Origin of the sequence: Curtobacterium sp. ODYSSEY 48 V2, assembly GCF_023712625.1 — a bacterium.
Classification (GTDB): Bacteria; Actinomycetota; Actinomycetes; order Actinomycetales; family Microbacteriaceae; genus Curtobacterium.
In genome coordinates this window covers 147,978-164,261 of sequence record NZ_JAMAXX010000008.1, presented here as the reverse complement: position 1 = coordinate 164,261, position 16,284 = coordinate 147,978, and the positions used below count along the sequence as shown (strand labels likewise).

The 16,284-nt window shown below is 70.1% G+C and carries 14 protein-coding genes; 8 read left to right on the top strand and 6 right to left on the bottom strand.

Annotated features, from left to right (window positions below; translation table 11 throughout):
• Positions 1-150: 150 nt before the first annotated feature.
• The gene (gene trpD / locus M3666_RS13540) at positions 151-1,206 is read right to left on the bottom strand and encodes an anthranilate phosphoribosyltransferase (protein ID WP_066654317.1); all 1,056 of its coding nucleotides are present in this window, start codon (positions 1,204-1,206) and stop codon (positions 151-153) included.
• A gap of 70 nt (positions 1,207-1,276) precedes the next feature.
• Between trpD and M3666_RS13535 the strand changes: the two genes are divergently transcribed.
• The 5 genes from M3666_RS13535 (at position 1,277) to M3666_RS13515 (ending at position 6,678) form a co-directional block, all read left to right on the top strand.
• Positions 1,277-1,915, top strand: coding sequence for a heme-copper oxidase subunit III (locus M3666_RS13535; protein WP_058727853.1), 639 nt, complete (start codon positions 1,277-1,279; stop codon positions 1,913-1,915).
• Between the two features lie 21 nt (positions 1,916-1,936).
• On the top strand, positions 1,937-2,740 hold the full coding sequence (locus M3666_RS13530; RefSeq protein ID WP_251155487.1) for a cytochrome c: 804 nt from the start codon (positions 1,937-1,939) through the stop codon (positions 2,738-2,740).
• Positions 2,741-2,773: 33 nt separating this feature from the next.
• Positions 2,774-3,841: a ubiquinol-cytochrome c reductase iron-sulfur subunit gene (locus M3666_RS13525; RefSeq protein WP_066654314.1), complete on the top strand. Its 1,068-nt coding sequence runs from the start codon at positions 2,774-2,776 to the stop codon at positions 3,839-3,841.
• Positions 3,841-5,535: a ubiquinol-cytochrome c reductase cytochrome b subunit gene (locus M3666_RS13520; RefSeq protein WP_251155486.1), complete on the top strand. Its 1,695-nt coding sequence runs from the start codon at positions 3,841-3,843 to the stop codon at positions 5,533-5,535. The genes M3666_RS13525 and M3666_RS13520 overlap by 1 nt, the downstream gene beginning before the upstream one ends.
• 183 nt (positions 5,536-5,718) lie before the next feature.
• Positions 5,719-6,678, top strand: coding sequence for a phosphodiesterase (locus M3666_RS13515; RefSeq protein WP_251155485.1), 960 nt, complete (start codon positions 5,719-5,721; stop codon positions 6,676-6,678).
• Positions 6,679-7,051: 373 nt separating this feature from the next.
• On the opposite strand, the gene M3666_RS13510 is transcribed toward M3666_RS13515, so the two are convergent.
• The 4 genes from M3666_RS13510 to M3666_RS13495 form a co-directional block, all read right to left on the bottom strand.
• The gene (locus M3666_RS13510) at positions 7,052-8,605 is read right to left on the bottom strand and encodes a stealth conserved region 3 domain-containing protein (protein ID WP_081984855.1); all 1,554 of its coding nucleotides are present in this window, start codon (positions 8,603-8,605) and stop codon (positions 7,052-7,054) included.
• Positions 8,606-8,691: 86 nt separating this feature from the next.
• A complete protein-coding gene (locus M3666_RS13505; RefSeq protein ID WP_235426328.1) occupies positions 8,692-9,135 on the bottom strand; it encodes a DUF6804 family protein in 444 nt (147 codons plus the stop codon).
• Positions 9,135-9,719: a GDSL-type esterase/lipase family protein gene (locus tag M3666_RS13500; RefSeq protein WP_066654309.1), complete on the bottom strand. Its 585-nt coding sequence runs from the start codon at positions 9,717-9,719 to the stop codon at positions 9,135-9,137. The genes M3666_RS13505 and M3666_RS13500 overlap by 1 nt, the downstream gene beginning before the upstream one ends.
• Positions 9,716-11,248, bottom strand: a complete 1,533-nt coding sequence (locus M3666_RS13495; RefSeq protein ID WP_251155484.1) for an SDR family oxidoreductase — start codon at positions 11,246-11,248, stop codon at positions 9,716-9,718. Before M3666_RS13495 ends, M3666_RS13500 begins: the two co-directional genes overlap by 4 nt.
• Positions 11,249-11,290: 42 nt before the next feature.
• Here M3666_RS13495 and deoC point away from each other — a divergent pair, with 42 nt between their 5' ends.
• From deoC to M3666_RS13480, 3 genes are all read left to right on the top strand, one after another.
• A complete protein-coding gene (gene deoC / locus M3666_RS13490; protein ID WP_374109590.1) occupies positions 11,291-12,052 on the top strand; it encodes a deoxyribose-phosphate aldolase in 762 nt (253 codons plus the stop codon).
• A gap of 149 nt (positions 12,053-12,201) precedes the next feature.
• Positions 12,202-13,161 (top strand): ROK family protein, encoded by a 960-nt coding sequence (locus M3666_RS13485; RefSeq protein ID WP_066654306.1) that lies wholly within the window; start codon positions 12,202-12,204, stop codon positions 13,159-13,161.
• Positions 13,162-13,327: 166 nt separating this feature from the next.
• Positions 13,328-13,906, top strand: a complete 579-nt coding sequence (locus tag M3666_RS13480) for a type IV toxin-antitoxin system AbiEi family antitoxin (RefSeq protein WP_251155483.1) — start codon at positions 13,328-13,330, stop codon at positions 13,904-13,906.
• On the opposite strand, the gene M3666_RS13475 is transcribed toward M3666_RS13480, so the two are convergent.
• Positions 13,893-16,235: a bifunctional (p)ppGpp synthetase/guanosine-3',5'-bis(diphosphate) 3'-pyrophosphohydrolase gene (locus tag M3666_RS13475; protein ID WP_245171075.1), complete on the bottom strand. Its 2,343-nt coding sequence runs from the start codon at positions 16,233-16,235 to the stop codon at positions 13,893-13,895. The two genes, M3666_RS13480 and M3666_RS13475, sit on opposite strands and share 14 nt — an antisense overlap.
• Between the last annotated feature and the right edge of the window lie 49 nt (positions 16,236-16,284).

Here is a 16,284-nt window from a genome sequence, read left to right as displayed (position 1 = left end):
GCCGTTGCGGTGGTGCGTCCGGAGCGGGACCCTCGTGTCCGCCTGCTCGCCACGGGACGCCGCCCGCACGACGAGACGCCCCCGGATCCGGGGGCGTCTCGTCGTCTCCGGTGCGGCTCGCGCCGACGCCGGCGTCCCGCGCAGGGCTGCTCAGGCCGCCGGCGCGGCGCCGACCCAGTCGGCGAGCTTCCGCGCGGCGGCGCCGGAGTCGACGGCCTCGGCTGCGACGGCGAGCTGCTCGCGGAAGCGCTGCAGGATCGGTCGGTCCGCCTGCTCGGGGTCCTCGGCGAGGCGGAAGGACACCAGGCCGGCGGCGGCGTTGAGCAGCACGATGTCGCGGACCGGACCGGTCTCACCCGCCAGCACGCGGTGCACGACGGCGGCGTTGTGCTCCGGGTCGCCACCGAGCAGGTCCTCGGTGCGCGCGCGGGCGATCCCGAGGTCGCGCGGGTCGAGGTCGTGCTCGGTGACGCGGCCGCCCGTGACCTCCCAGATGTGGGAGTGGCCCGTCGTGGTCAGCTCGTCGAGGCCGTCGTCACCGCGGAACACGAGCGCCGTCGCGCCGCGGGTCTGGAAGACGCCCGTGATGATCGGGACGAGCTCGAGCTGTGCGACGCCCACGGCGTTCGCCTCGCACCGTGCCGGGTTCACCAGCGGGCCGAGGAAGTTGAAGACCGTCGGGACCCCGATCTCGCGCCGGACCGGTGCCGCGTGCGCGAAGCCGGGGTGGAACGCGCTCGCGAACGCGAACGTCAGACCGACACGCCGGAAGGTGTCCGCGACACGCGCGGCGTCCATCGTGAGGTCGAGTCCGAGCGCGGCGAGCACGTCGCTCGAGCCGGACTTCGACGAGCTCGCGCGGTTGCCGTGCTTGACGACCGGCACGCCCGCGGCCGCGATGACGATCGCGGCCATCGTCGAGACGTTGACGGTGCCGACGACGTCGCCGCCGGTGCCCACGATGTCGAGCGCCATCGGGTCGACGTCCAGCGGGACGGCGGCGTCGAGGATGGCGTCGCGGAAGCCCACGACCTCGTCGACGGTCTCCCCCTTGGCGCGGAGCGCGACCGCGAAGGCCGCGATCTGTGCGGCGGTCGCACGTCCCTGGACGATCTCCTCCATGGCCCACGTGGACTGCCTGATCGAGAGGTCCTCGTGCGCCATGAGCGCGCTGATCACTGCAGGCCAGGAGAGTGCGTGGGACATGGCTCGATCGTACTGAGTTCGAACGACCCGCCAGTGTCCTGCGAAAACACTGTCAGTGGTTTCGGCCATAATGGAGGACGTGACTAGCACCCCTCTCTCCAGATCCGCCAGCGGTCCGGTCCTGAACAGGCCGAACGCCGTTGCCGTGGGGACGATCGTGTGGCTGGGCAGCGAGGTCATGTTCTTCGCCGGCCTGTTCGCGATCTACTTCACCCTGCGCAGCACCTCGCCCGAGCTCTGGGCGACCGAGACCGCCAAGCTCGAGGTGCCGTTCGCCTCGGTGAACACGATCATCCTGGTGCTGTCCAGCTTCGCCTGCCAGTTCGCGGTGTTCGCCGCGGAGCGCTTCCAGGTGCACCGCACGAGCTGGAACCCGAAGGACTGGGGCATGACGGAGTGGTTCTTCGTCACGTACTGCATGGGCGCGATCTTCGTCTGCGGCCAGATCTTCGAGTACGCGAACCTCTGGCACGAGGGCGTGACGCTCTCGTCGAGCGCCTACGGCTCCGCGTTCTACATGACCACCGGCTTCCACGGCCTGCACGTCACGGGTGGTCTCATCGCCTTCCTCCTGACCCTCGGCCGCGGCTTCGCCGCCAAGAACTTCGGGCACAAGGAGGCGACCACCGCGATCGTCGTGTCGTACTACTGGCACTTCGTCGACGTGGTCTGGATCGGCCTCTTCGCTGTCATCTACCTTCTCAAGTAGGAACTGGACACCCCCCACCGCATGTTCACCAGAAGCAAGTCCAAGAAGGGCCGCCGTTCCCCGATGGCGACCGTCTCGCTCATCGTCGTCGGTCTCATGACCACCGGCGGTGCGTACGCGCTGTTCAGCTCGACGGCCAACGCCGACGACAGCACCACCTCCGCGGTGTCCAGCCAGTCCAAGGTCAACGAGGGCGAGAAGCTCTTCGCCTCGAACTGTGCCACCTGCCACGGTCTCGACGCGCAGGGCACCGGCGAGGGCCCGTCCCTCATCGGTGTCGGCGCCGCGTCGGTCGACTTCCAGGTCGGGACCGGTCGCATGCCGATGGCCGCGCAGGGCCCCCAGGCCGAGGAGAAGCCCGCCCAGTTCACGGACGAGCAGATCGACGCGATGGGCGCCTACGTCGCGTCGCTCGGCCCCGGCCCGTCGATCCCCTCCTCCGACCTCACGAACGGTGGCGGTGACGCTGCCGAGGGTGCCGAGCTCTTCCGCATCAACTGCGCGATGTGCCACAACGTGGCCGGCGCCGGTGGTGCGCTGACCGAGGGCAAGTACGCCCCGAACCTGCAGTCGGTCTCCGGCAAGCACATCTACGAGGCCATGGTCACGGGCCCGCAGAACATGCCGGTCTTCAACGACCTCAACCTGACGCCGGAGCAGAAGGCCGACATCATCACGTACCTCAAGTACGTGCAGGACAACAAGTCGCCGGGCGGGTTCGCCCTCGGCTCCCTCGGCCCGGTGGCAGAGGGTCTGTTCATCTGGATCTTCGGACTCGGCGCGGTCGTCGCGATGACCGTCTGGCTGACCGCGAAGTCCAACTGATCGTCCGTGTCGAACGACACTGAAGGGAACACCATGGCAGAGCACGACGACGAGGCAGTGAACTCGTCCTCGGCTGTCGAGAAGCACGGCGCGACCAGCACGTCGGCCGGGATCGCGGTCGTCCCCGCGGACCCGTTCGAGAACCCGGGTGAGCCGCCGCACCGCGCGCGCCGCACCGATGTCGACCCGAAGAAGCAGCGTCTGGCCGAGCGTCAGGTCGCCACGTTCTTCTACCTGTCCATCGTGGGCAGCGTCCTCGCGATCGCCGCGTACATCGCCTTCCCGATCGACCCCGAGGACTTCGGCACGGTCCGTGCCGGCAACCTCTGGCTCGGTCTGGCGATCGCCCTGGCCCTGCTCGCGCTGGGCCTCGGCGCCGTCTACTGGTCGAAGTCGCTCGTCGTGGATCGCGAGATCACGGAACTGCGTCACAGCACCCGTGGCACCGACGCGACCCGTGCCAAGGCGGTCGAGGCGTTCCAGCTCGCCGACAAGGAGTCCGGGTTCAGCCGTCGCAAGCTGATCCGCAACTCGATGATCGGTGCCCTGGTGGCCTTCCCGCTGCCCGGTGTCGTCCTCGTCCGTGACTTCGCCCCGGCGGAGGACCCGAACGAGCTCCTGCGCCACACCTTCTGGAAGTCCGGCATGCGCCTGACGAAGGACCCGACGGGTCTGCCGATCAAGGCGTCGGACGTCACCATCGGTTCGGTCTTCCACGTCATCCCGGACGGCATGCTCGACTCCGAGCACATGCTCGAGGAGAAGGCCAAGGCCTCCGTCCTCCTCATGCGTCTCGACCCGAAGGACCTCAACCCCTCCGCGGGGCACGAGGACTGGGGCTACGACGGCATCGTCGCCTACTCCAAGATCTGCACCCACGTCGGGTGCCCGGTCGCGCTCTACGAGCAGCAGACGCACCACCTGCTGTGCCCGTGCCACCAGTCGACGTTCGACGTCTCGAACAACTGCGAGGTCATCTTCGGCCCGGCTGCACGTCCCCTCCCCCAACTTCCGATCGCGATCGACGACGACGGCTACCTGGTCGCACAGAGCGACTTCCACGAGCCGGTCGGACCGTCCTTCTGGGAGCGTGAACGCTGATGACCAGCACCACCACCACGAGCGCGCCGGCCACGGCCACACGGCCCGAGCCGACGCGCGGGTCCCGACTCATCGGGGCCACCGCCAACTACATCGACGAGCGCACGAGCATCTCGGGCCTGGTGAAGGAGGTCGGGCGCAAGATCTTCCCCGACCACTGGAGCTTCATGCTCGGCGAGGTCGCGCTGTACAGCTTCGTCGTCGTCCTGCTGTCGGGGACCTTCCTGACGTTCTTCTTCCAGGCGTCGATGACCGAGGTCGTCTACAACGGCTCGTACGTCCCGCTCAAGGGCGTCGAGATGTCGACCGCGCTGCAGTCCACCCTGAACATCTCGTTCGACATCCGCGGTGGTCTGTTCGTCCGACAGATCCACCACTGGGCCGCCCTGCTGTTCGTCGCCTCGGTGATGCTGCACATGGCCCGTGTGTTCTTCACCGGTGCCTTCCGCAAGCCGCGTGAGCTCAACTGGGTCTTCGGCTTCGTGCTCTGGGTCCTGGCCATGGCCGAGGGCTTCACCGGCTACTCGCTCCCCGACGACCTGCTCTCCGGCAACGGCCTGCGCATCATCGTCGGCATGATCGAGGGCGTCCCGGTGATCGGCGTGTGGATCGCCTACCTGCTGTTCGGTGGCGAGTTCCCGGGCACCGACATCGTCGGCCGCCTCTACACGCTGCACATCCTGCTGCTCCCGGCGATCCTCGTCGCGGTGCTCGGCGTCCACCTCGTGCTCGTCGTCATCAACAAGCACACGCAGTTCGCGGGCCCCGGCAAGACCAACGAGAACGTCGTCGGCGTCCCGATCCTCCCGGCGTTCGCCGCGAAGGCCGGTGGCTTCTTCTTCATCGTCGCGGGCATCCTCGCCCTCATCGCGTCGCTGTTCACGATCAACCCGATCTGGAACTACGGCCCGTACGACCCCTCCCCTGTGTCCGCCGGTACCCAGCCCGACTGGTACATCGGCTTCGCTGACGGTGCGCTGCGTCTGGTGCCGCCGCACTGGGAGGTCGTGTGGTTCGGCTACACGGTGTCGTTCAACATCCTCGTCCCGATCGCCGTCCTCATGGCGCTCATCATCGCGATGTTCGCCTACCCGTTCCTCGAGGCGTGGGTCACGGGCGACAAGCGTGAGCACCACCTGGCCGACCGTCCGCGCAACGCTCCGACCCGCACCGCCTTCGGTGCCGCGGGCATCACGCTCTACGCGTCGCTCTGGGCCGCTGCCTCGTCGGACATCATCGCGACGCACTTCATGGTGTCGATCGAGCACGTGATCCACGTCATCCAGGCCACGACGGTCCTCGGTCCGTTCGTCGCCTTCTGGATCACGAAGCGCGTCTGCCTGGCGCTGCAGAAGAAGGACCGCGAGATCGTCCTGCACGGCTACGAGTCGGGTCGCATCGTCCGGCTTCCGCACGGCGAGTACATCGAGGTGCACGAGCAGCTCGACGAGTACGAGCGCTGGAAGCTCCTGCAGTTCAACGAGTACAAGCCGCTCATGGTCCGTCCGGACGCCAAGGGTCGGATCACCGGGGTGCAGAAGGTCCGTGCGAACCTGTCCCGCTTCTTCTTCGAGGACCGCATTGCGCCGGTCACGAAGGCCGAGCTCGAGGCAGCGCACGCCGCGCACCACGGCCCGGAGCTGGAGGGCGACCACCAGGCCCAGGCCCCCGCGCTGGGCGCAGCCAACCACTAGGTTCCTCGGCAAGAACGAACGAGCCCCTCGACCACACCATGGTCGGGGGGCTCGTTCGTTCGCCTGTTCCGAAGCAGACTCGCCACTCCCGGTTCACCGTGCATTCAGAGTGGCGTGCTGGACTCGTCATCGACGGTGTGGCAACGTGTTGCACCACGCATCCGCCAACGGAACGAGAGACCGATGGACAGCCGGACGGCCGAACACCCCAGGCCGAACCACTTCCTCCTCCACCTCAGCGACACCCACCTCGTGGCGGGTGACGGCGCGCTCTACGGCGACGTCGACTCCGCAGCACGGCTCTCGGCGATCGTCGCCGACATCGAGGCCTCCGGCACCCACCCGGAGGCCATCGTCGTCACCGGCGACGTCGCCGACAAGGGCGAGGTCGGTGCCTACGTCCGGATCCGCGACATCGTCGAGCCGGCTGCCCGCCGGATCGGCGCGCAGGTCATCTGGGCCATGGGGAACCACGACGAGCGCGGGGCCTTCCGCCAGGAGCTCTTCGGGCTGCAGCCGACCGATCGTCCGGTCGACTTCGTCTACGACGTGAACGGCCTCCGCGTGATCACCCTCGACACGAGCGTGCCGGGGGCACACCACGGCGAGGTCTCCCCCGCGCAGCTCGACTGGCTCGCCGAGGTGCTGTCCGAGGCGGCGCCGCACGGCACGATCCTCGCCATGCACCACCCGCCCGTGCCGAGCGTGCAGGACCTCGCCGTCCTCGTCGAACTGCGCGACCAGGCGGCCCTCGCGGAGGTGATCGAGGGGTCGGACGTCATCTCGATCATCGCCGGACACCTGCACTACTCGACGAGCGCCGTGTTCGCGGGCGTGCCCGTGTCCGTTGCGAGTGCCACCTGTTACACGCAGGACCTCACCGAGTACCAGGGCGGCACCCGGGGGCAGGACGGCGCGCAGTCGTTCAACCTCGTCCACGTGTACGGGAACAACGTCGTGCACTCGGTGGTGCCGATCGGCCACTACTCCACGGTCGGTGAGCCGGTGTCGTCGGAGCAGACGGAGGCACGTCTTGCGGCGGCCGGCATCACCATCGCCCCGGCCGTCGAGCCGGCGCCCGTCACCTCGAGCATCCCGGTGTTCACCCTCGACACGGTGCCCACCTCCCCCGTCCGCCGCTGACGGCTGTGCGTCCTCGACGGCTGTCCGTCCTTGACGGCTGTCCGTCCTTGACGGCTGTCCGTCCTTGACGGCCGTCCGCCGATGACGGCCTGACGTCGCTGCAGGCCGCACACCGCGATGCGGGTGACGTCCCTGTTAGACGCGCGCCGAGCCTCCCGTCCGTCGCTGAGGCCACTCCTGCCCGCCGAGCGAGCACGACATGCCGCGCGCCGGTCGTCCGCCGGGTACGACTCGTCGCGCCCGCGCGCTGAGCGCGACAGGAATGGCCCGCTCGGTCGGAGGCGCCAGGGCTGGCCCGCCCGCCGCACCGACAGTGCCGTCATCGGCCCGTTCGCCGCGACGAGGGAGACCGGGCCGGACGGTCCGCTGGGGGCTACTGCGCGTCCTGCTCCCACGGCGCCGGGAACGGGAAGTACTTCTCCAGGAAGTCCGTCACGCGCCGGGTGCGCTCGTCGTCGGAGACCTCCGGGAAGCTCCCGTCGTTCAGGCAGAAGAAGTCGACGTTCCGCTTCTTGAGCAGGTCCTCCAGCGCCTTCAGCCCGGACTGCATGGTCGTGTCGACGTAGCGCACCGGAGCGTTCTCCTGCACGATCGCCCGACCGGTGAGCAGCGCGTAGTAGTGGTACAGGGAGTTCGTCACGGAGATGTTCTCGGCCGCGCGGAACCGCGATGCCATCGTCGCGCGGAACTCGTCTGCGAACTCGTGCTCCATCTCGGTCATGATCGAGGCGCGCAGCGGTGTGGGCGCGTGCTCGAGGTGCCGTGTGGTCACCGCGCCGAAGCGCTGCTGCAGCAGGCGACGGTTGACGCGGGCGGAGTTCTCGAACCCGCTCCGTGCCGGGTTGTTCGTCCCGAGCCCGATGCGGGTGGTCGCGAGGATGAACTTCGACACCGACCCCGGGCTGAAGAACACCGAGGGCTCGACCATCCGCCCGAAGAACATGTCGTCGTTCGAGTAGATGAAGTGCTCGCTGATGCCCGGGATGTGGTGCAGCTGCGACTCGACGGCCTGCGAGTTGTGCGTCGGGAGCACCGAGGGGTCTGCGAAGAACTCCTCGCTCCGGACGATCCGGACCTTCGGGTGGTCGGCGAGCCACGCGGGCGCCGGCGAGTCCGTGGCGATGTAGATCTGGCGGATCCACGGCGCGAAGGTGTGGACGGAGCGCAGCGCGTACTTCAGCTCGTCGATCTGTCGGAAGCGCGCCGGAGCGTCGTCGCCCTCCCCCAGCACGGCGTTCGCCTGCGCGGCCTGACGTGCCCGCTGGTACTCGATCGCGTTGCCGTCGACCCACGAGAAGACGATGTCGATCGGGAACCGGATGTCCGACACGTGGTCGTCGAACATGTGCTCGACGGTGCGCCAGGTGCGGCCGTAGCGTTCGATGTCGACGAGCTCGAACTCCTCGACGGGGAGACTGCGGCGCATCAGGGCGTTCTCGACGGGGGCGAGCACCTCGGTGTCGGTCACGCGCCAGAACTCGAGCTGCACGCTCGTCTCGGCGCCGTAGCGGAGGCGTCCCATCGGCTCGAGCCGGGGTCGGAAGAGCCGGAGCACCGGCTCGTCCACCGATCCGAGACCATCGTCGAGCACGAGCACGGCGGGCTGTCCCGGCGGCTTCGCGTAGAACGGCTCGTTGACCGCGGCGGCCATGATCGCGCTCTCGGCACGCTGCCGGTCGCGCTCGTCGACCGCGACGACCGGACGTCGGTCGTTGCCGCGGATGAGCAGGTGGTCGACGTCGCCGGCGGTGAGCGCGTCGTCGAGGAACAACAGGTCCTCGATCATCGACTGCTGGGGCGTCAGGTGCCCGTTGACCAGGGTCAGGCGTCCCTTGCGGACGACGACGTCAGGTCGGTCGAGACCGCCGGAGGACGGTCGAGGGTTCAGCAGAGGACTCTCGGTCGCCGGCTCGGTCTCGTGGCTCATCCATGCCCTTCGCATCGCGTCAGCCGGGCCCTGTGCCCGGCTCCTGCGATCCTACCGTCCGGCGGGCGCGCGCGAGCGCCGCGCGGTCACGGTCGGGAGGCGCGCCCCGAGTCCGTCTCGCGCGGCACCTTGACGGCGATGCCGGTCAGGATGAAGGCCGCGGCAGCGACGAGCTGGAGGCCCGCCCAGACCTGGCCGGGGATCGGCACGATCACGACGGGGTTCCAACACACCGCGATCGCGGCCGTGAGCGCGACGGCCCACCAGGAGCGGCCCCGGACGGCGAAGACGAGCACGATCAGCGCGAGCACCGTCACGCCCCACCGGACGAAGACGAAGCCCGAGGAGTCGAGGACCGCGACGAAGGCGATGAGGACGACCGCGGCGAGCAGCGACGGCGCGAGTGCCGGGCGCGTGAAGGGCGGCATCCCGTCGGCCGACGCCGCGGTGGTCGCCGGGCGCTCGTCGGGGCGGTGCGTCGGCACCCCCTGCAGCGACGAGCCTGCGGGGGGCCGACCCTTCCGTGCCATCAGGCGCCGGCCTCCTCGAGGTCGATCGCCTGGATCGGACGGGACATCGGCGGCAGCCCGCGGACGCGCTCGAGCGCCGGGACGAGCTCGTCGACGACCGCGCGGTAGCCGTCGGCGGTGAGGTGCAGGCCGTCCTCGGTGTAGCGGTCGGCGAGGTGGTCGTCCTCCGCGAGGGCCGGCCAGAGGTCGAGGTACTGGGCGTGGCAGGTGGCGACGAACTGACGGAGGTGCCGGTTCGCCTCCTCGATCTTGGCGCACCAGTCGGCCTGGCGGGGCAGGATCGACACGAGCAGCAGACGGACGCCGGGGAGCTCGCGGCGGAGCGTCACCAGGATCGACTCGACGCCGCGGACGACGTGCTCGACGCTCGACCGGTGGTTCCCGAAGTCGTTCGTCCCGATGAGCAGCACGATCACCTCGGGCTGCTCGACGATCACGGCGTCGAGTCGCGCGAGCACCCCGTCGGTGGTGTCGCCGCCGACGCCCTGGTTGCTCGTGCGCTCGCCCGGGAGCCACTGGTCCCAGGAACCCTGCTCGGTGATGCTGTCGCCCAGGAACAGGACGGTGGGGTGTTCGGTGGTCATGCTGCCTCCTCGTGTACCGGTTCCTGCGGCCCATTCTGCTGGGTCCAGTTCCGCCCCGTCGACTCCGTGTGCTGCGACTCGCGCTCGGCCGCCGCCGTGATGCGTTCGACCATGCCGGGGAAGATGATGCCGTGGAAGGGCAGGATGCCGTACCAGTACAGGCGTCCGGGCAGCCCCTGGGGGAAGTAGATCGCCCGCTGGTGGTAGTCGCTGCCGCCGTCGTCGCTCGGGGTGACCCGCATCTCGAGCCAGGCGCGTCCCGGCGACTTGAACTCGGCGCGGAGCCGCAGGTAGCGCCCGCGTTCGAGCCGCTCCACCCGCCACCAGTCGAGTGCATCGCCCTGCTCCAGGCGGTGGGGGTCGCGTCGACCGCGGTTCAGGCCGACCCCGCCGGCGACCTTGTCCATCCAGCCGCGCGCCACCCACGCCAGGGGGAAGGAGTACCAGCCGTTCTCGCCGCCGATCGACTCCACGACGCCCCAGACGTCGTCCGCGCTCGCGCTCGAGTGCCGCTTCCGGTCGTCGACGTAGACGGTGTGCCCGGCCCACTCCGGATCGCTCGGCAGCGGGTCCGCCGGGGTCGAGGAGAGCGTGGCGCTGCGCCAGCTCGTCTGCACCTCGCCCTTCCGCATCTTCGTCAGGGCCAGCCGGACGGCACGGCGGTAGGAGGTGAGTCCGCCCTCCGGACGCGGGACGTACCGGTCGATGTCGTGCTCGCGTTGCACGCACTCGAACTGGAGCGACTCGATGATCGGTGTCGCGAGCTTCCGCGGGATCGGCGTCACGATGTTGAACCAGTGTGCGGAGAGACCCGGGGTCAGCACGGGCAGCACGGTGAAGCGCCGCTGCGGCAGCTTCGCCTCGACCGCGTAGCCGTTCAGCATCTGCCCGTACTTGAGGACGTCGGGACCACCGATGTCGAACGTCCGGTTGACGTCGGCGGGGATGCCGAGCGCCTCGACGAGGTAGTACAGGACGTCACGGACGGCGATCGGCTGGATGCGGTTGCGGACCCAGCGGGGTGCCGGCATCCAGGGCAGGACGTCCGTCACGTGGCGGATCATCTCGAACGAGGTGCTCCCCGAGCCGATCACGACACCGGCCTGGTAGGCGATCGTCGGCACGCCGGAGGCCAGGAGCACGTCCCCGACCTCCTTCCGGCTCCGGAGGTGCTTCGACAGCTCGCCGTCGGGGTGCAGTCCGCCCAGGTAGACGAAGCGGCGCACACCGGCGTCGTGGGCCTCGCGCGCCATCGTCTCGACGGCGTCCCGCTCGGCCTGCTCGAAGTCGCCGTCGGCACCCATCGCGTGCGCGAGGTAGTAGACGGCCCCGACACCCTGGACGGCGGACCGGACTGCCTCGGCGTCCTGCAGGTCGCCCTCGGCGACCTCGACGTCGTCGTGCCAGGGCACGTCCTGGAGCTTCCGCGGCGTGCGGACGAAGACACGGACGTCGTGCCCGGCCTCGAGGAGGCGGGGCACGAGTCGTCCGCCGATGTACCCGGTCGCACCGGTGACGAGGACCTGCATGGAGGGCACGGTACGCGCGTCGCCTCCGGGTAGGCTTTCCGGGTGGACAACGCAGCGATCCCCGCACACCAGGACCGGGCCGACCAGCACGAGCTCGGCGCCGACGCCGTGCGCGCCCTCATCGACCACGCGATCCTGAAGCCCGAGCTCACCCGCGCCGACGTCGATGCGCAGCTCGACGAGGCCGCGGCGCACCGGGTCTTCAGCGTCTGCGTCCGTCCGAGCGACGTCGCGCACGCCGTGGAGCGCCTGCAGGGCACCGGGGTGGGTGTCGGCACCGTGATCGGGTTCCCGCACGGCACCACGACCACCGCCGCGAAGGTCGCCGAGTCGCTGCAGGCCCTGGCCGACGGCGCCTTCGAGCTCGACCTGGTGCAGAACGTCGGCGCAGCGCGCTCCGGTGACTGGGACCGGGTGGAGCAGGACGTCCGTGCGGTCGTCGATGCCACCGGGGACACCGTGGTGAAGGTCATCCTCGAGACCGCGTTCCTGACCGACGACGAGATCGTCGCCGCATCGCGAGCGGCCCAGCGCGCCGGCGCGGCCTTCGTGAAGACGTCGACCGGGTTCGCCGGCGGCGGCGCGACGGCCGAGCACATCCGCCTGATGCGGGACACCGTCGGTCCCGACACGGGTGTCAAGGCATCCGGCGGCGTCCGCGGCCTCGACACGCTGCTCGAGATGGTCCGCGCGGGTGCCGACCGCATCGGCACGAGCGCCTCGGCACGCATCCTCGACGAGGTCGCACACCGGGCGTCCACCGGAACCGCGTCGGCACTCGGCGACGACACCTCCTCCTACTGACGTCTCGGCCGCCCGCGCACGCGAGCGGCCCCACCCTGGCCCGGACCAGCAACGACCGACCCGACCACACCGCCGGGGCCGGCTCGCACCGACGCGAGGTCACGTCGTCACGGTGAGCCGGGCCTCCAGACCGCCGCATCGGAGCGCGCATGTCCAGCACCGCACCCCTGTCCCCCTCGTCCGCGATCGCGCTGGCCGTCGATCTCGGCGGCACCAAGGTCGAGGCGGCCCTCGTCACCGACCAGGGCGTCGTCCTGCCCGGCACCCGGCACCGGCAGCCCACCGGACCGTTGCGGAGTGCGGACGAGCTGCAGGCGGCGGTCGACCAGGTCGTGACGGCGACCCTCGCGACGCTGCCGGCGGACGCCCGGCTCGTCGGCGTGGGCGTCGGCGCGGCCGGTCCGGTCGACGAGGAGCACGGCCTCGTCTCGCCCCTGAACATGCCGGTGTGGCGCGGGTGGCCGCTCCGCGACCGGGTCGCGGCCCTGGTCCCCGAGGGGGTGCCGGTGACGCTCCGGATGGACGGGCTCGCGATCACCCTGGCCGAGCACTGGGTCGGTGCGGCGCAGGGCTCGGACCACGTCATGGGGATGATCGTGTCGACGGGCGTCGGCGGCGGTCTCATCCTGCACGGGCGCACGGTGAGCGGACCCACCGGCAACGCCGGACACATCGGCCACGTCGAGTGCGGCGGCTTCGACGACCCGTGCGCCTGCGGCGGTACCGGCTGTCTCGAGGCGGTCGCCAGCGGGCCGAAGACCGTCGCCTGGGCGCAGCGACAGGGCTTCGCCGGGAGCACCGGCGAGGAGCTCTCCGCCGCGTACGCGGCCGGCGACGAGATCGCGGTGGCGGCGGTCCGGCGGAGCGGGCGGGCGCTCGGACAGGCCGTCGCGGCGGCGACCAGCCTGGTGGACCTCGAGGTCGTGGCGATCGGCGGCGGCTTCTCGCACGTGACGCCGGACCTGTTCGAGTACGCCCGCGAGGCGGTGGCCGAGCGGGTCGAGTTCGGCTTCGTGACGAAGGTCCGGATCGTGCCGACCGCGCTGTCCCAGGACGGGCCGCTCATCGGGGCGGCAGCGCTCGTCCACCGCGCAGACGTGCTGCGCTGACGCGACGCGGGCACCAGGGCACCCGGGCACACGTGCCCGTTCACGGGCGCGCGCTCGTACTGGGCGCGGGGCCGCGGTCGCGATCACGGCTACGCACGCAGCGCCGAGGCCGACGTCCTCTCCACAGGGCCGACCGCGGTGATCGTCCGTCCGGCAGGATGAGCGGGTGCCGACGCCCCGCCTGCTGACCAGCGACGACTGGCCGGAGACGGAGCTCCGCGCTGCGGTGCTCGCCGGCGAGCTCGTCCCCGTCGGGTGGTGCTGGGCCTCCCCCGCGGAACCGCAGACGCCCGCCCTCCGCGCCGCCGCGCACGCGTGGCGCGTGCCCGACGAGCGTGTGGTGGCGAGCGGGCGGTCCGCCGCCTGGATCTGGGGTGCGACGTCGCGCCCGCCCTCGCCGGTCGAGGTGAGTGTCCCGCCGACCGTCCGCATCCGTGTCGACCTCGACGTGCGGCTGCGCGAGGTCCGGCTCCCCGCCGAGGACACCGTGCTGGTGGGCCCGATCCGGGTGACCTCGCCGGAGCGCACCGCGGTCGACCTGCTCCGCGCCCCCGGCGCGTTCGACGCGTCCGCGCGCGATGCCCTGCGCGGCCTCGTGGCGATCGGGGTGGTGCGGGTCGACGAGGTCCGGCGCCGCCTGGCAGCGCTCGGGACGATCCCCATGGTGCGGCAGGCGGCCCGGCGTCTCGACCAGGCGATCGCCGCGTCACCCGATCAGGCGCCCGCCGGGGTCAGCCCGCGCTGACCCGGTACACGTCGTAGACCGCGTCGATCCGCCGCACGGCGTTCAGCACCCGGTCGAGGTGCGTCGTGTCGCCCATCTCGAACACGAACCGGCTGAGCGCCAGGCGGTCCGAGGACGTCGACACCGTCGCGGACAGGATGTTCACGTGGTGGTCGGTCAGGACGCGTGTGACGTCGCTGAGCAGCCCGGAGCGGTCGAGCGCCTCGATCTGGATCTGCACGAGGAACACCGACTTCGACGACGGGGCCCACTCGACCTCGATCATCCGGTCGGGCTCGTTCATCAGTGACTTCACGTTCGTGCACGACGCCTGGTGCACGGAGACGCCCTGACCGCGGGTGATGAAGCCCACGATCTGGTCGCCGGGCACCGGCGTGCAGCACTTCGCGAGCTTCACCAGGATGTCGGGCGCGCCGCGGACGAGCACACCGCTGTCGCTGTTCCGGAGCTGGCGGCTCGTGACCTGTCGCGGGAAGGCGAGCTCGGGCTCGTCCGTCTCGGCCTCGGTCTGCACGTTTCCGAGCACCTTCTCGATGACGGACTGCGTGGACACGTGGCCCTCGCCCACCGCCGCGTAGAGCGCGGAGACGTCGTCGTACCGCATCGACGAGGCGACCTCGGCGATGGAGTCCTGGCTCATGATGCGCTGCAGCGGGAGGTTCTGCTTGCGCATCGCCCGGGCGATCGCGTCACGGCCCTGCTCGATGGCCTCTTCGCGGCGTTCCTTGGTGAACCACTGCTTGATCTTGTTGCGGGCACGGGGGCTGCGGACGAACGTCAGCCAGTCCTGGCTCGGGCCGGAGTCCGGGTTCTTCGAGGTGAAGATCTCGACGACGTCACCGCTCGACAGCGTGCTCTCGAGCGGGACGAGGCGCCCGTTTACCTTGGCACCCATCGTGCGGTGCCCGATCTCGGTGTGGACCGCGTAGGCGAAGTCGACCGGGGTCGCACCGGCGGGCAGGCCGATGACCTTGCCCTGCGGGGTGAAGACGTACGTCTCCTTGGCGCCGATCTCGTAGCGGAGCGAGTCGAGGAACTCGCCCGGATCACTCGTCTCGGCCTGCCAGTCGGTGATGTGGGCGAGCCACGCCATGTCCTGGTCGTCGGTGGTCGAGGAGGCGTCGACGTCCCGTCCCTGGGCACGCTGCTTGTACTTCCAGTGCGCCGCGACACCGAACTCGGCACGCTGGTGCATCTCGTGCGTGCGGATCTGGATCTCCACGGCACGGCCCTGCGGTCCGAGCACCGTCGTGTGCAGGGACTGGTACAGGTTGAACTTCGGCGTCGCGATGTAGTCCTTGAAGCGACCGGGCAGCGGGGTCCACCGAGCGTGCACGGAGCCGAGCATCGCGTAGCAGTCGCGGACGGTCGGCACGAGCACGCGGATGCCGACCAGGTCGTAGATCTCGTCGAACTCGCGCCCGCGCACGATCATCTTCTGGTAGATCGAGTAGTACTGCTTCGGCCTGCCCATGACCTCGCCGCGGACCTTCGCGGCCTTCAGGTCCTTCTTGAGCGTGCCGATCACGTTCTGCACGAACTGCTCGCGCTTCGGCTGCCGTTCCTTGACCAGGCTGTCGATCTCGACGTACAGCTTCGGGTGCAGGACCGCGAACGACAGGTCCTCGAGCTCCAGCTTGATCATCTGGATGCCGAGCCGGTGCGCCAGGGGCGCGTAGATCTCGAGCGTCTCCTTGGCCTTGCGCGAGGCGGACGCGGACTCCACGAAGCCCCAGGTGCGCGCGTTGTGCAGGCGGTCGGCGAGCTTGATGACGAGGACGCGGATGTCCTTCGACATCGCGATGACCATCTTGCGCACGGTCTCGGCCTGCGCGCTGTCGCCGTACTTGACCTTGTCGAGCTTGGTGACACCGTCGACGAGCATCGCGATCTCGTCGCCGAAGTCGGCACGGAGCTGGTCGAGCTGGTAGTCGGTGTCCTCGACCGTGTCGTGCAGGAGCGCCGCGGCGATCGTGATCGTGCCGATCCCGAGGTCGGCGAGGATCTGCGCGACCGCGACCGGGTGGGTGATGTACGGCTCGCCGGACTTCCGCTTCTGACCGTCGTGGGCGCGTTCGGCCACCGAGTACGCCCGCTCGATGAGGGTGACGTCGGCCTTCGGGTGGTGCGACCGGACGGTGCGGATGAGCGTGTCGACCGCCCCTGCGGGCTGCGCCCGCGAGAAGAGGCGCGGCAGCAGCGACCGCAGGGAACCGAGGTTGCCGGTGGTCGTCGCGTTCAGCGGACTGGAGGGCCGCGGCGCGGACCCGGGACGGCTCGCGCCGGGCGTGGGCGCACCCTGCGACGAGGACTCACGGGTGTCCGTCATGATGCGCCTCCTGCGACCGGTGTCCGGGTACGGTCTGGCAAGCCTACGC